The sequence below is a fragment of the Photobacterium leiognathi genome, from assembly GCF_030685535.1.
Lineage (GTDB): Bacteria > Pseudomonadota > Gammaproteobacteria > Enterobacterales > Vibrionaceae > Photobacterium > Photobacterium leiognathi.
This window is the reverse complement of sequence record NZ_CP131601.1, coordinates 1,074,616-1,088,908: the sequence shown is the minus strand read 5'-3', so window position 1 is coordinate 1,088,908 and position 14,293 is coordinate 1,074,616. Positions and strand designations below refer to the sequence as shown.

Annotated in this window: 14 protein-coding genes and 1 pseudogene; all 15 read right to left on the bottom strand. The window is 42.6% G+C overall.

Going from position 1 to position 14,293, the window contains the following annotated elements; translation table 11 throughout:
• Positions 1–17: 17 nt before the first annotated feature.
• Positions 18–560 carry a peptidoglycan-associated lipoprotein Pal gene (gene pal / locus Q7674_RS12265; RefSeq protein WP_008986620.1) on the bottom strand — a complete coding sequence of 181 codons (543 nt, stop codon included), beginning with the start codon at positions 558–560 and terminating at the stop codon, positions 18–20.
• A gap of 56 nt (positions 561–616) precedes the next feature.
• The gene (gene tolB, locus Q7674_RS12260) at positions 617–1,945 is read right to left on the bottom strand and encodes a Tol-Pal system beta propeller repeat protein TolB (protein ID WP_045063952.1); all 1,329 of its coding nucleotides are present in this window, start codon (positions 1,943–1,945) and stop codon (positions 617–619) included.
• Positions 1,946–1,981: 36 nt separating this feature from the next.
• Positions 1,982–3,070 (bottom strand): cell envelope integrity protein TolA, encoded by a 1,089-nt coding sequence (tolA, locus tag Q7674_RS12255; RefSeq protein WP_045063954.1) that lies wholly within the window; start codon positions 3,068–3,070, stop codon positions 1,982–1,984.
• Positions 3,071–3,081: 11 nt separating this feature from the next.
• Positions 3,082–3,525: a protein TolR gene (tolR, locus tag Q7674_RS12250; protein WP_008986617.1), complete on the bottom strand. Its 444-nt coding sequence runs from the start codon at positions 3,523–3,525 to the stop codon at positions 3,082–3,084.
• Between the two features lie 3 nt (positions 3,526–3,528).
• Positions 3,529–4,218: a protein TolQ gene (gene tolQ / locus Q7674_RS12245; RefSeq protein WP_042116807.1), complete on the bottom strand. Its 690-nt coding sequence runs from the start codon at positions 4,216–4,218 to the stop codon at positions 3,529–3,531.
• The gene (gene ybgC, locus Q7674_RS12240; RefSeq protein WP_305423869.1) at positions 4,219–4,623 is read right to left on the bottom strand and encodes a tol-pal system-associated acyl-CoA thioesterase; all 405 of its coding nucleotides are present in this window, start codon (positions 4,621–4,623) and stop codon (positions 4,219–4,221) included.
• 289 nt (positions 4,624–4,912) lie between these two features.
• The gene (gene ybgE / locus Q7674_RS12235; RefSeq protein ID WP_045063955.1) at positions 4,913–5,215 is read right to left on the bottom strand and encodes a cyd operon protein YbgE; all 303 of its coding nucleotides are present in this window, start codon (positions 5,213–5,215) and stop codon (positions 4,913–4,915) included.
• Positions 5,208–5,315 (bottom strand): cytochrome bd-I oxidase subunit CydX, encoded by a 108-nt coding sequence (gene cydX / locus Q7674_RS12230; RefSeq protein ID WP_042116804.1) that lies wholly within the window; start codon positions 5,313–5,315, stop codon positions 5,208–5,210. Before cydX ends, ybgE begins: the two co-directional genes overlap by 8 nt.
• A 13-nt stretch (positions 5,316–5,328) precedes the next feature.
• Positions 5,329–6,465, bottom strand: a pseudogene (gene cydB / locus Q7674_RS12225) (cytochrome d ubiquinol oxidase subunit II).
• Positions 6,466–6,482: 17 nt separating this feature from the next.
• Positions 6,483–8,069 carry a cytochrome ubiquinol oxidase subunit I gene (cydA, locus tag Q7674_RS12220; protein WP_008986612.1) on the bottom strand — a complete coding sequence of 529 codons (1,587 nt, stop codon included), beginning with the start codon at positions 8,067–8,069 and terminating at the stop codon, positions 6,483–6,485.
• A gap of 901 nt (positions 8,070–8,970) precedes the next feature.
• The gene (gene ruvB / locus Q7674_RS12215; RefSeq protein ID WP_008986611.1) at positions 8,971–9,990 is read right to left on the bottom strand and encodes a Holliday junction branch migration DNA helicase RuvB; all 1,020 of its coding nucleotides are present in this window, start codon (positions 9,988–9,990) and stop codon (positions 8,971–8,973) included.
• 26 nt (positions 9,991–10,016) lie between these two features.
• A complete protein-coding gene (ruvA, locus tag Q7674_RS12210) occupies positions 10,017–10,640 on the bottom strand; it encodes a Holliday junction branch migration protein RuvA (protein ID WP_023932929.1) in 624 nt (207 codons plus the stop codon).
• A 182-nt stretch (positions 10,641–10,822) separates the two neighbouring features.
• The gene (ruvC, locus tag Q7674_RS12205; RefSeq protein ID WP_305423866.1) at positions 10,823–11,344 is read right to left on the bottom strand and encodes a crossover junction endodeoxyribonuclease RuvC; all 522 of its coding nucleotides are present in this window, start codon (positions 11,342–11,344) and stop codon (positions 10,823–10,825) included.
• A gap of 22 nt (positions 11,345–11,366) precedes the next feature.
• Positions 11,367–12,113, bottom strand: coding sequence for a YebC/PmpR family DNA-binding transcriptional regulator (locus Q7674_RS12200; RefSeq protein WP_045063957.1), 747 nt, complete (start codon positions 12,111–12,113; stop codon positions 11,367–11,369).
• A gap of 207 nt (positions 12,114–12,320) precedes the next feature.
• The gene (aspS, locus tag Q7674_RS12195) at positions 12,321–14,111 is read right to left on the bottom strand and encodes an aspartate--tRNA ligase (protein WP_045063959.1); all 1,791 of its coding nucleotides are present in this window, start codon (positions 14,109–14,111) and stop codon (positions 12,321–12,323) included.
• Positions 14,112–14,293 lie beyond the last annotated feature (182 nt).

Here is a 14,293-nt window from a genome sequence, read left to right as displayed (position 1 = left end):
TGTTTACCTAAATCAGATTAGTAAACTAAAACCGCGCGACGGTTTTTCGCGTAATCAGCATCAGTGTGACCTAACACTAGAGGTTTTTCTTCACCGTAGCTAACGATTGAAAGTTGGCTTGCTGGTACACCTAATGCTTGTAGGTATTGTGCTACCGCTGTTGCACGACGCTCGCCTAGTGCAATGTTGTATTCTGGCGTACCACGCTCATCAGCATGACCTTCAACAATCACTTTTACACTTGGATGGTCACGTAGGTAAGCGGCGTGTGCTTCTAGCATTGCTTGGTATTCAGGTTGGATTTCTGAGTTATCAAACTTGAAGAATACTGTTTGCTCTTGACGAAGCTGCTGTAGTTGTTGCTCTAACAGTTGCTCTTCGCTCATGCTACCTGATTGATCAACTGGCGTTACGATTGATTGATCAGGGCGAGAATTACCACCATTGGTACCATTTTGGTTAGCCGCAGAGCTGTCTGCACTATCAGTTGAGCTACACGCAGCCAATGTCATCATTGGAAGTACAATAGCTAAACTTTTTAAAATTTTGTTCAGTTGCATCTATATTTCCTTTTTAAACTCAGTGATACCTACAAGGCAAATTAAGCTAGTTCTAATTATAAAAACGGTCCCCATGATGGAGCACGTACACGTTTACTGCTTGACGGCAAACGCGCTTGGAAACGACCATCGATAGATACCAGAGATAATTCATAAGTACCATTATTCTGCGCTGAGCTATAAATAATCATACTTCCGTTAGGTGCAATGCTTGGTGATTCTGCAAGACGAGCTTTGGTCAAAATTTGCATCGCGCCAGTTTTAAGATCTTGTTTAGCAATGTTGTAACCGCTGTCTGAACGGTTAACAACAACAAGGTAACGACCATCTGGTGTTACTTGTGGGCCCATGTTCTGACTGCCCTGCCATGTTACACGCTGAGTATCACCTGTTGCTAAATCCATGTGGTAAACCTGAGGACGTCCACCACGATCTGACGTGAAGTAAATAGACTGACCATCTGGCGCCCAAACCGCTTCCGTGTTGTTTGCACGACCATGGGTGATTTGACGCAATTGCTTAGTACGAAGATCTTTAATATAAACCTGTAGGCTACCTGTCTTAGATAACACCATCGCTAGCTTGCTGCCATCTGGTGAGAACTGAGGTGAACCATTGTGACGAGGGTAATCCGCCACTACTTCACGTTTACCTGTATAGATATCTAACACGAAGATTTGTGCTTTACCGCTTTCAAAGCTTACATACGCTAGTTTGCTACCATCTGGTGACCATGCTGGTGACATTAGCGGCTGCTTAGATTTCAGCACGACACGCTCGTTGTAGCCATCGTAATCAGCAACAAGTAACTGGTATGGGAATTTCGCCCCTTGGTTGTTATCAACATAAGCAATACGGGTTAAGAACGCACCGCGCTCACCAGTCAGCTTTTGGTAAATCAAATCAGAGATACGGTGAGCATACTGACGCATGCGATTTGGTTTTACTGATGCTTGGTTATTCAGCAGCAGATAATCACCTTTCGCCGCACCTTCAGTGCCCGCAGCTAGCTTACCTTTGACGATATCAACGAGTTGATAGTTAACAGTGTAATTACCATCTGCATTTTTTGTAATAGTACCTGTCACCACAGCGTCCACACCCATTTTACTCCACGCAGAGTAATCAATTTGGCTTTCGTTGTGAGGTAGTTGTGGCAATTTATTTATCGGCACTGGGCTGAACTTACCACTTCTTTGTAAATCGGATGCAATTACCGCAGAAATATCTGTCGGTAGTTTACCTTCGCCTTCCCATTGGAATGGCACAACACCAATTGGTCGCGCTGAGTCGACACCATCGGTGATCACTAATTCAAGTGCAGCATTTGCAAATTGACTAACGCTTAATAGAGCTAAACATAAGCCCATTATCCAACGTTTCATCCATCGCTCCTATTTTATGTTTCACCACAATCAGTATTATTGTGGCGTTACCGCTAGTTTGATATCTCTTAATTTCTTCACAACATCTGGGTCATCAGGCATCGGGAATTGACTCACCTTCACCACCGCAGATTTCGCTGCACGACACAGTGCACCGTCGCCACCATTTTGAGTAACGTCTAACACTAAACCATCAGCAGATAAGCGCATGGTCAAATTACACTCTTGACCTTTAAAACTTTGATCAACTAATAAGTTCTGTTGAATCATCTGTTTGTAGATTGCGCCATAGCGTGCAACTTCATCGGCAATGTGTTGACCACGAGCACCGCCACGTTGTTCATTTTCAGCTTCAAGGCCTGCAAACATATCATTCAATGCAGCTTCTTTTTGCTGTTCAAGTTTCTTTGCTTCAGCAGCTTTACGTTTTGCTTCAGCTTCGGCTTTTTTCTTCGCTTCTGCTGCTTTGCGCTCGGCTTCTAGACGTTTCGCTTCCGCCTCTTTACGCTTAGCTTCTGCTTTCGCGGCCTCTTCTTCGGCTTTCTTCTTCGCTGCTATTTGCTTTTGACGTTCTTGCTCAGCTTTACGGCTTGCTTCTTCCGCTTTACGTTGCTCTGCCAGTTTTTGCTGACGAACTTGCTCGGCTTTTTCCGCAGCCTCTTGCTTGGCTTTACGCTCCGCTTCGGCTTTCGCTGCTTGTGCTTTCGCGACTTTAGCAGCTTCTTCTGCTTTACGCTTTTCTTCTGCCGCTTGCTTTTGCTGCTCTGCAACTAGCTTACGTTGTTCTTCTGCTTCACGGGCTTCTTTTTCAGCTTTTAGCTTATCGGCTTTCAGCTGACGAACTCGCTCTGCTTCGGCTTTTCGCTGCTTTTCAAGGGCTTCAGTTTGCTGCTCTAAACGTTTCTTGCGTTCTTGCTCAGCACGTTTAGCAGCTTCTCTTTGCTCTCTAATTTGCTTTGCTTGTTGGTTGATCATGGCAGGATCAACCACAACAGCCTGAATAGTATTGCCGCCAGTCTCTGGTTTATGCATGGTAAAATCAGCGCCCCACAGCAATAGTCCTATCAATAGCGCATGAAGAAATAACGATATTAAGGTGGAACCTGTGTAATTGTTATTTTTCATTCGTGACTACCTTATTGCTCAAGAGGCTCAGTCATCAAGCCAACAGAGCCAACACCTGCTTGGTTTAAGGCATCTAATGTTTCGATAATATGAGCGTAAGGTGTACGACCATCACCGCCCACCATCACTAATGTTTTTGGTTGCGCCGCCATTTGGGCTTTCACACGTGCCAATACTTCTTGTAGTGATAAACCACGTTGCATGTCAGCATTATCAATACTCACACCCAAGTGACCGTCTTTATCCACTTCAACAATGATTGGCGGCGTGTCGCTATCTTTATTCATATCAGCCACTGTTTCTGCTGTGGTGGTTTGTGGTAATTCCACGTCCACACCTTGGCTAACAAACGGTGCTGTTACCATAAAGATGATCAACAGTACCAACATCACGTCGATGTAAGGTACTACGTTGATTTCTGCCGTCATCTTGCGCTTTTTTGGTTGATAAGCCATCGCTTATTGCTCCTGGTTAGCGGCAAATGCTTGACGGTGTAAAATGCTTGAAAACTCTTCCATGAATGTTGCGTAAGTGTGCTCTAGTTTCGCTACTTTGTTAGTTAGGCGGTTGTAGAACATAACTGCAGGAATCGCGGCAAACAGGCCCATTGCCGTTGCAACTAGTGCTTCTGCAATACCCGGTGCAACCATTGCTAGTGTTGCTTGCTTAACCGCACCTAGTGCGATGAACGCTGTCATGATGCCCCATACTGTACCAAACAGACCGATGTATGGGCTGATTGAACCTACTGTTGCTAAAAATGGCAGGCTTGTTTCTAGCTCATCCACTTCTTTAGACAGTGATACACGCATTGCACGACCTGTACCTTCCATTACCGCTTCTGGCACTTTGTCATTGCTACGGTGTAGACGCGCAAACTCTTTAAAACCTGAATAGAAAATTTGCTCTGAGCCAGTTAGCTCATCTTTACGCCCTTGTACTTCTTTATATAGCTGAGATAAATCAACACCTGACCAGAAACGATCTTCAAACTGTGCTGCTTTACGGCTTGCTTCAGACAAGACTTGTGAACGCTTAATGATCATTGCCCATGATGCAATCGACATACCAAGCAAAATAAGCATTACCATTTTCACAAGCAAACTGGCTTGCATAAAAAGGTCTAAAATCGTCAGTTCTGAGTTCACTTAATTTATCTCCAGCTTTAACTGTTCTGGAAGTGCTCTTGGCTTCATTTTGGTAGGGTCGATACACGCGACCTTCACCAATGCCTTACACAACACTTCATTGCTACTATTTACTAATTCATGATGAAATTCGATGGATGCCCCTTTCGGATTTTGTAACACGGTATGCACCATCAATTGATCATCTAGCTTTGCACCTCGTAGGAAATCGATGTTCACATTACGAACAACAAAGCTGATATTTTGTGAAAATAATTGCTGCTGATGTAGCCCAATTGTTCTCAAATATTCGGTTCGAGCACGCTCAAAAAACTTCAAATAATTGGCATGGTAAACAAGCCCACCAACATCTGTGTCTTCATAGTAAATGGTTACTTGCCACTTAAAAACATCAAGTTGTTTCATTTTATTACCATCACAGCGTACCTATCATCCAGATAAGTAAAAAAATTCTGTCGCTACTATACATCAAGTTAATGTGAGGTTGTTACTGACGGATGCTCTCCATCGGCTATTTTACCGAAATTTAGCCCTCTGGTGCTCATTCTGACAATCAAATCACATTTCTGTTCACATACCATGCGCAGTAATCTTCAGTTCTGTTAATGGTGCCGAAGTTTCATGCTTTAGTTATAAAAAAGCGGCTCACTACGAGGTAGCAAGCCGCTTTTTGTTCTTGGGTTTATACGCCTTATTACAAGAAGTACAAACCTAGAATATAGATCAATATAGGTAGTGCGATAATTGGCGAGAAAAATAACTGCCAATACCAACGATGAGGAACAAAACTCATACCAAATACCATGGCACTACAAGTTGCCCAAATCATCAATGGTGCGATCACCGGATTAAATCCGCCAATAGCTTCAGCGAATTGATGAGGTTCCCACATCACTAACCCTGCAACAGCCACTGCCATTGCAATCGCTAGTAGTTTCAGTGGAAGTTTCATCAGCGGTGCATGCACTGCTTTTATCGCACGCTCTATATTACTCACTGTCTTTATCCATATCTTCAGTCGTTTCAAGCCATAGGGCATTGATAATACCGAAAGAACAAGCCAGAAGAATGCCTAGAATCCAAGCAAAATACCACATGTTGTTCTACTCCTTAGTACAGTGAAGTGCTGTTGTCTTCGATATATTTAGTATCAAGACGACCAAACATTTTGTAGTAACACCAAGCGGTGTAAGCCAAGATCACAGGAACCATAATAAAGGCAACTACTGTCATCAGTTTCATTGTTAACTCAGATGATGTTGCATCCCAAATAGTCAAGCTGATGTTTGGATCTAGGCTTGAAGGCATAATGAATGGGAATGTTGCAAAACCAAACGTTAATACCACGCCAACCATAGTTAGGCTTGAGAATAGGAAAGCAAAACCTGCACGGTTAGCACGTGAACATAGTGCAGTCAGTAACGGCATTACTACAGCTAGGATTGGCGCAATCCATAGTGCTGGATAGTTAGCGTAGTTAATGAATAGTGCACCTGTCTGACGCATTACTTCTTTCGTTGTTGGATCTGAAGGCGCGTTTTTCACGATTTCAGATGTGATCACATAACCGTTGATGCTTTGAGATACGAAACCAGCAATAACAAATACAACTGCCATGATAATTGCAGAAGCTGCAGCTACGTTACGTGAACGTGCATGGATTGCATCTGTTGTTTTCATTTGCAGGAATGTTGCACCTTGCGTCACGATCATCAGTAAGCTAACAACACCACATAGTAGGGCAAATGGGTTTAGCAGACCGAAGAATGAACCCTTGTAAGTTGGGATCATGAACTCGTTTAGCTCAAATGGAACACCTTGCATTAGGTTACCGAACGCAACACCGAAGATCACAGGTGGTACAAAGCTACCTACGAAGATGGCTTTATCCCAAAGGCTACGCCATTTTGGATCAGTCAGTTTAGAACGGTAATCGAAACCTAGTGGACGTAGCCAAAGTGCAGCTAGCGTCAGGATCATTGCAACGTAGAAACCAGAGAATACTGTTGCGTAAACTAGTAGTCATGCTGCGAACAATGCACCACCAGCGGTGATTAACCATACTTGGTTACCATCCCAGTGAGGTGCGATCGAGTTGATCATTACTCGGCGTTCACTATCTGTTTTACCAATGATATGAGAAAGGATACCTACACCCATATCAAAACCATCAGTGATAGCAAAACCGATACATAATACACCGATTAATAACCACCAAATAAATCGCAAGCTTTCATAATCAAACATTATTTGTTTCTCCCTGCTTACGCTTCAACTTGACGTGAAACCACATCTTGTTTTGTATCATTTTGTTCGAAATGGTAGCGACCTGTTTTCAAGCTACTTGGACCAAGACGAGCGAACTTAACCATCAGATAAACTTCAGCCACTAGGAACGCTGTGTATAGCGCTAGAATTGCTGCTAGTGAGAACCATAGTTGTGACGGTTCTAGGTTAGATGCTGCCATATGTACTGGAAGGATCTCACCTACAGCCCATGGTTGACGGCCGTATTCTGCAACGAACCAACCTGCTTCAATCGCAATCCATGGTAGTGGAATACCAAATAGTGCAGCTTTAAGCACAAGCTTGTTACCTGTGATCTTGTGACGACAAGACTGGATAAATGCAGCACCAATGATTGCAAACATTAGGAAGCCTGCACCCACCATGATACGGAAGCTAAAGAATAGCGGCCATACTTGAGGGATTGAGTCATCCACTGCTTTTTGAATTTGTTCTGGTGTCGCATCAACAACTTTGTCAGTGTAAGGCTTAAGAAGTAGGCCGTAACCTAGGTCTTTCTTCACTTCGTCGAAAGCTGCAATGTTTTCAGGTGTCTTGTCACCAGCACGTAGTTTCTCTAGTAGGCCGTATGCAACCATACCGTTACGAATACGTACTTCGTGCTCTTTCTTAAGGTCACGGATACCCGTTACTTGTGTATCAAGAGAACGTGTTGCAATGATACCCATTAGGTAAGGGATCTTAATTGCGTAATCTGTTTCCATGGTTTCTTGATTAGGGAAACCAAATGCAGTAAATGCCGCTGGTGCTGGCTCTGTGTGCCATTCAGCTTCAATTGCTGCTAGTTTTGTTTTCTGAACGTCGCCTAGCTCGTAGCCTGACTCATCACCAAGGATCATTACAGAAACGATAGATGCCATACCGAACGCTGCTGCGATTGCAAATGAACGACGCGCAAACGCAATATCACGGCCTTTCAGCATGTAGTATGCACTAACACCTAGAATGAACATTGCACCACATACATAACCAGATGCTACAGTGTGAACGAATTTCACCTGTGCTACAGGGTTAAGTACTACGTCTGCAAAGCTCACCATTTCCATACGCATTGTTTCAAAGTTGAAATCTGCGCCTACTGGGTTTTGCATCCAGCCGTTTGCAACCAGAATCCATAGAGCGGAAAAGTTTGAGCCAAGAGCAACTAGCCAAGTGACAGTAAGGTGCTGACGCTTAGATAGGCGATCCCAACCAAAGAAGAACATGCCGACTAACGTTGATTCTAGGAAGAATGCCATTAGTGCTTCGATAGCTAGAGGCGCACCAAAGATATCACCAACATAGTGAGAGTAGTATGCCCAGTTTGTACCAAACTGGAACTCCATAGATAGGCCAGTAGCCACACCAAGAGCAAAGTTAATGGCGAAAAGCTTACCCCAGAACTTAGTCATGTCCTTGTAGATTTGCTTTCCAGTCATTACATAAACAGACTCCATAATGGCTAGTAGGAAAGCCATACCTAGAGTCAATGGAACGAACAAAAAGTGATACATCGCTGTTAAAGCGAACTGTAACCGCGATAGTTCGACGACATCAGTTAACATTGATAACTCCTTTATTCACCAGCTGACTGGCGACAGTACTACATACGTACCGATTTATTGGGTTTAGCTTTTATATAGAAAAGACATCGCAATCTTGCCGACCTTCCTGATCGCTTGTTAATAATTAGCAAGCGCCCATATTATGTTGCAATATTGTTTAAATAAATTTAATTTAACGTTGATCTATAGCTAATTTAGTCGGGGGTAATATTACAGATATTAGTTCTAATCTTCAAAGAATTTATTACAAGTTTTGCTTTGACAAATATCAATAAAAACAGCGCTAGACCCTCACTACGATGGTATATTTGATTTAGATCAATTAAATGAGGTTTTTGGTAGGAAATTTAAATTTTTAGAATGTAATACGATAAAATAAGTTTATGAATAATGACACAGCACTTCATATCCTATTCTTATTTAATAACATTTGCTTGATATGAAATCATATTTACCTCAATAGTCTAAACTAAACGGAGTCAGGTACATAGATTGGTTTCTACCAAAGAAATGCTAGTTAGTTTTTACATTGAGATTAGCAAATTTTTTCAAACACCATTTTACATTTCCTATATTACCCCCAAAGCATTATTATCGTAATTAGAAATCATAATGTTTATTTTTATATGTTAGATCATTATGTTAGTTATTGGCTTTAAATAATGATATTTAAAGCCAATAACTAATAAATAACTTCATTATTAGAATTAACAATCATAATAAATCTAAAAGTGAAATCTTTTATAACGTTTTTAGTGGTAACTAATAGAAACATGGACCGTGTTAATTAGTCGCATATAAAAAAGAAATAAAATTCAGTAACGAATAACCCAGAATAATACTCAACTATTTACTTGTAAAAAAGCGAGGTATATAACCTCGCTTTTTTCTCAAGTATTCTTTATTTACCATTTTCAGGTAAATCGAGCCCGAAATGTAAATAGGCGCGATGTGTTGCAATACGCCCTCTTGGGGTACGTTGCAAATAACCTTGCTGAATTAGGTAAGGCTCTAGTACATCTTCAATGGTGTCTTTCTCTTCACCAATTGCAGCAGCTAGGTTATCTAAACCTACAGGACCACCCATGAACTTTTCAATGATCGCTAACAGTAATTTACGATCCATATAGTCAAAACCGCTGCTATCAACATCCAGCATATCTAACGCTTTATTAGCGATATCCGGGCAAATATGACCATTACCTTTTACTTCAGCGTAATCTCGCACACGACGTAATAAACGGTTCGCAATACGTGGTGTACCACGGGCACGCATTGCAACTTCTAACGCCCCCGCTTCTTCCATTGATAAGCCCAAACAGTTAGCGCTACGACTCACAATGTCTTTAAGATCTTCAACTTTGTAGTACTCCAAACGCTGAGTAATACCAAAGCGATCACGCAACGGAGAAGTCAATGAGCCTGCACGTGTGGTTGCGCCAATTAAGGTAAAAGGCGGTAGATCAATTTTGATGGAGCGTGCAGCTGGACCTTCACCAATCATAATATCTAATTGGTAGTCTTCCATTGCAGGATAAAGTACTTCTTCTACTTGTGGGCTTAAACGGTGGATCTCATCAATGAATAAGACGTCGTTTTCTTCAAGATTGGTCAGAAGTGCCGCTAAGTCCCCTGCTTTTTCAAGTACCGGACCTGAAGTGGTACGAATACTCACGCCCATTTCGTTTGCCACAATATTAGCTAATGTGGTTTTACCTAAACCTGGAGGGCCAAAAATCAATAAGTGATCTAACGCTTCATCACGCAATTTAGCTGCTTTGATAAAGATTTCCATTTGATCACGCACGTGATCCTGACCTTGATAATCATCCAACAGTTTTGGACGAATCGCGCGATCAATAATGTCATCTTCACGTGTTGTTTCGAAGTTGCCCGAAACCAGTCGATCCGCTTCAATCATAGTTTACTGTCTACTCAATACTTGGTTTATACCATTGAACGAAGTGCATCACGGATAATCGCTTCACTGCTCATTTCTGGCTGTGTCACTTGCGATACGACTTTAGCGGCAATTTGTGGTTTATAACCCAATGCAATTAATGCGCTTACTGCTTCATCTTCAGCGCGTGCTTGGTTAGTAGGATCTTGGATTGGTGCGTTAGATGCTGCGGTATCAAGTGCAGGTGTAAAGAGATCACCTTCACCCCACCCTTTTAAGCGATCTTTCATCTCAACGACCAGACGTTCAGCGGTTTTCTTACCGACACCCGGGATTTTCACCAGCGTTGTCACATCTTCTAGCTCAACGCTACGAACAAACTGGCTTGCAGTCATCGCAGATAGAATCGCTAAGCCTAATTTTGGCCCCACACCGTTAGCTTTGATCACTTCACGGAAAAGCTCACGTTCGCTTTTCTTGTTAAAGCCATATAACAGTTGTGCATCTTCACGAACAACAAAATGAGTAAAAATAATGGCTTCTTGGCCGATCTCAGGTAACTCATAAAAACAGCTCATCGGCATTTGAACTTCATAGCCAATACCGCCCACTTCAAGTAATACTTCTGGTGGCTGCTTTTCAATTACTATTCCACGTAGTCGACCAATCAAAACATTATCTCTATATTGAATTTAAACTGGCACTAGAATAGTAAAGAGCTGGATGGATATCCAGCACTTTATCACTAGAGAGCCAAGCTGATTTCGCTTTATTGCTTTACTTCACTAAAATTTAGACAGAAAAAAAGCAGCTCAAGGCTGCTTTTATTTTTCCAATGAAATGGGTATATCACTTATCGATAACGACCACGGCGAGCACCTGTGGCTTTACCTGCCATTGCCACCAGCGTTTTATGGGTATGGGCATGACAAATCGCTACGGCTAATGCATCGGCAGCATCGGCTTGCGGTTTTCCAGCCAACTTCAGTACTGAACAAACCATGTGCTGCACTTGGGCTTTATCGGCACCACCTGTACCTACCACAGCTTGTTTGATCAAACGTGCGGCATATTCACTAACAGGTAAATCCGCATTCACCGCCGCAACAATGGCACTGCCACGGGCCTGTCCTAACTTAATTGCTGAACTGGCATTTTTGCCCATGAAGACTTCTTCAATGGCAAAACAATCAGGCTGAAATTGGGTGATCACTTCCGATACACCCGCATAGATTTGCTTTAATCGTCCAGGAATATCAGGTTCAGAAGTACGAATACAACCACTACCTAAATATTCTAATTTTCGTCCAACCTGACGAATAACCCCGTAACTGGTAATACGAGAGCCGGGGTCAATTCCTAAAATAATCGACATTTAATACAACCATAGCGAGCAATTATTCAAGTGTTGCTGCTACTTCATCTGACATGTCACCGTTATGGTAAACTTCTTGAACGTCATCGAGATCTTCTAGTGCATCAATCAGGCGCAGTAGTTTCGGTGCCGTAGTGGCATCTAATTCTGCTTTCGTTGATGGCACTAAGGTTACTTCTGCATTTTCTGCTGTAAAACCTGCCGCATCTAACGCATCTTTCACGATACCGAAATCAGACGGTGTAGTGTAAACATCAATTGAACCATCATCATTGGTTTCAATATCATCAGCACCAGATTCTAGTGCAACTTCCATTACAGCATCTTCTTCTAAACCTGCCGCGTATGAAATCACCCCTTTCTTATCGAAAAGGTAACTTACACTACCATCAGTACCTAGATTACCGCCTGCTTTAGAGAATGCATGGCGTACACCTGAAACAGTACGATTACGGTTATCCGTTAAACACTCAACCATTACTGCCGTACCAGCAGGACCGTAACCTTCATAGATAACAGTTTCTACACCTTCGTCACCTTCACCACCAGCACCACGGGTCACTGCACGGTTAATGGTGTCACGAGTCATGTTGTTAGAAAGTGCTTTATCAATGGCAGCACGCAGACGTGGATTGTTATCAACCTCACCGCCACCTTCTTTGGCGGCTACGGTAATCTCACGAATTAACTTCGTAAAAATTTTACCGCGTTTGGCATCTTGAGCAGCTTTACGATGTTTAATATTGGCAAATTTACTGTGTCCAGCCATATTATCTCCAGTTGGAAAGTGTTGATACTTGTTACTTATATGAAAACATAAACTAAATAAGCAGTTAAAGCGAACAAAACACTTTTACCAAATGAGCAATAAGCTAAACAATCTAAATGCAGACAACAAAAAAGCCGACACTTTAGATGCTTTTCAAATGAAAAAGGCAAATAAATAGTCGGCTTTTATTAAAGCAAATAAATCAGATTATTCTGCGTCTTTTGCTTCTTCTTCTTTCTTAGCAATCTTAACGGCAATAGATAGCTCTTCTAGTGCTGCTGGGTTTGCTAGGCTTGGCGCGTCAGTTAGTAGACATGCTGCTGCTGTTGTTTTAGGGAACGCGATAACATCACGGATGTTGTCTGTACCACAAAGTAGCATTACAAGACGGTCAAGACCGAACGCAAGACCTGCGTGTGGTGGTGTACCGAACTTAAGTGCATCTAGTAGGAAGCCAAACTTCAAGCGTTGCTCATCTGCATCAATACCTAGGATATCGAACACAGTTGATTGCATTTCAGAGTTGTGGATACGTACAGAACCACCGCCCACTTCGTAACCGTTAATTACCATGTCGTACGCATTTGATAGCGCTGCTGCAGGGTTAGCTGCTAGCTCTTCTGGTGTTAGGTTAAGTGGTGAAGTGAATGGGTGGTGCATTGCAGATAGTGAACCATCTTCGTTCTCTTCGAACATTGGGAAATCAACAACCCAAAGTGGTTTCCATGCTGACTTGTCTGTTAGACCTAGATCTTCACCTAGTTTCAGACGAAGTGCGCCCATCGCTTCAGTTACAACACGCTTGCTGTCTGCACCGAATAGGATGATATCGCCAGATTCTGCTTGAGTACGCTCAAGAAGGTTAGCAACCACTTCTTCGTTAAGGAACTTAGCAACAGGCGATTGAACACCTTCAAAGCCTGCAGCGCGATCGTTCACTTTCATCCATGCTAGGCCTTTCGCACCGTAGATGCCCACGAACTTAGTGTATTCGTCGATTTGCTTACGGCTTAGTTCAGCACCACCAGGTACACGGATAACTGCTACACGACCTTTCTCGTCGTTTGCAGGGCCTGAGAATACTTTGAAATCTACATCTTTAACGATGTCAGCAACATCTACTAACTCAAGTGGGTTACGTAGATCTGGCTTATCAGAACCAAAACGACGAGCTGCTTCTTCAAAAGACATAATTGGGAATGTGCCAAGATCAACATTTAGGATCTCTTTCCACATTTCAGTGATCATCTTTTCAGTTACAGCACGAACTTCTTCAGCTGTCATGAAAGACGTTTCGATATCGATCTGAGTAAATTCAGGCTGACGGTCAGCACGTAAGTCTTCATCACGGAAACACTTAACGATTTGGTAGTAACGGTCAAAACCAGACATCATTAGCAGCTGCTTAAATAGCTGTGGTGATTGTGGTAGTGCGTAGAAGTTACCTTTGTGAACACGGCTTGGTACTAGGTAGTCACGTGCACCTTCTGGTGTCGCTTTTGTTAGTACTGGTGTTTCGATATCAAGGAATGCATTGTCATCTAGGAAACGACGAACAAAGCTTGATGCTTTAGCACGTAGCTTGATGCGATCGCTCATTTCTGGACGACGAAGATCTAGGTAACGGTACTTTAGACGTTGCTCTTCAGAGTTCTTTTGGTTGAAGTCTAAAGGTAATACGTCTGAACGGTTGATGATTTCAAGGCCAGTTGCATACAGTTCAACTTCACCCGTTGCCATGTCTTTATTACATTGGCTTTCAGGACGCTCACGCACTTCACCCGTTAGACGAATACAAAACTCGTTACGTAATTGGTTTGCTAGTGTGAAGATCTCAGACATATCAGGATCAATAACAACCTGAACCACACCTTCGCGATCACGCATATCAATAAAGATAAGGCCGCCTAAATCACGACGACGGTTTACCCAGCCGCATAGCTCGACTGTTTGTCCTGCAAGGGACTTGTTCAGGTGTCCACAATAATGGGTGCGCATAAGAAATTCCCAATCTATATACTTTACATTCCCGCGTTTAGGGTCGATTACGCTAAACGTCGGCTAATTCAATCCCGACCGCTTGCTGTCTAATTTATCGTCTAAATTGGATAGCAAGAAGGCCGAGAGACAAAAATAACGAGGCATTATACCCAAACAGCCTCAATAAGCGAAGTCATCAC

What these genes read in the sequence shown, in the direction of transcription:
- pal (WP_008986620.1), bottom strand. Translation starts at nt 560, where the DNA reads ATGCAACTGAACAAAATTTTAAAAAGTTTAGCTATTGTACTTCCAATG.
- Q7674_RS12200 (WP_045063957.1), bottom strand. Translation starts at nt 12,113, where the DNA reads ATGGCTGGACACAGTAAATTTGCCAATATTAAACATCGTAAAGCTGCT.
- cydA (WP_008986612.1), bottom strand. Translation starts at nt 8,069, where the DNA reads ATGTTAACTGATGTCGTCGAACTATCGCGGTTACAGTTCGCTTTAACA.
- ybgC (WP_305423869.1), bottom strand. Translation starts at nt 4,623, where the DNA reads ATGAAACAACTTGATGTTTTTAAGTGGCAAGTAACCATTTACTATGAA.
- ruvC (WP_305423866.1), bottom strand. Translation starts at nt 11,344, where the DNA reads ATGTCGATTATTTTAGGAATTGACCCCGGCTCTCGTATTACCAGTTAC.
- aspS (WP_045063959.1), bottom strand. Translation starts at nt 14,111, where the DNA reads ATGCGCACCCATTATTGTGGACACCTGAACAAGTCCCTTGCAGGACAA.
- tolB (WP_045063952.1), bottom strand. Translation starts at nt 1,945, where the DNA reads ATGAAACGTTGGATAATGGGCTTATGTTTAGCTCTATTAAGCGTTAGT.
- cydX (WP_042116804.1), bottom strand. Translation starts at nt 5,315, where the DNA reads ATGTGGTATTTTGCTTGGATTCTAGGCATTCTTCTGGCTTGTTCTTTC.
- tolR (WP_008986617.1), bottom strand. Translation starts at nt 3,525, where the DNA reads ATGGCTTATCAACCAAAAAAGCGCAAGATGACGGCAGAAATCAACGTA.
- tolA (WP_045063954.1), bottom strand. Translation starts at nt 3,070, where the DNA reads ATGAAAAATAACAATTACACAGGTTCCACCTTAATATCGTTATTTCTT.
- ruvB (WP_008986611.1), bottom strand. Translation starts at nt 9,990, where the DNA reads ATGATTGAAGCGGATCGACTGGTTTCGGGCAACTTCGAAACAACACGT.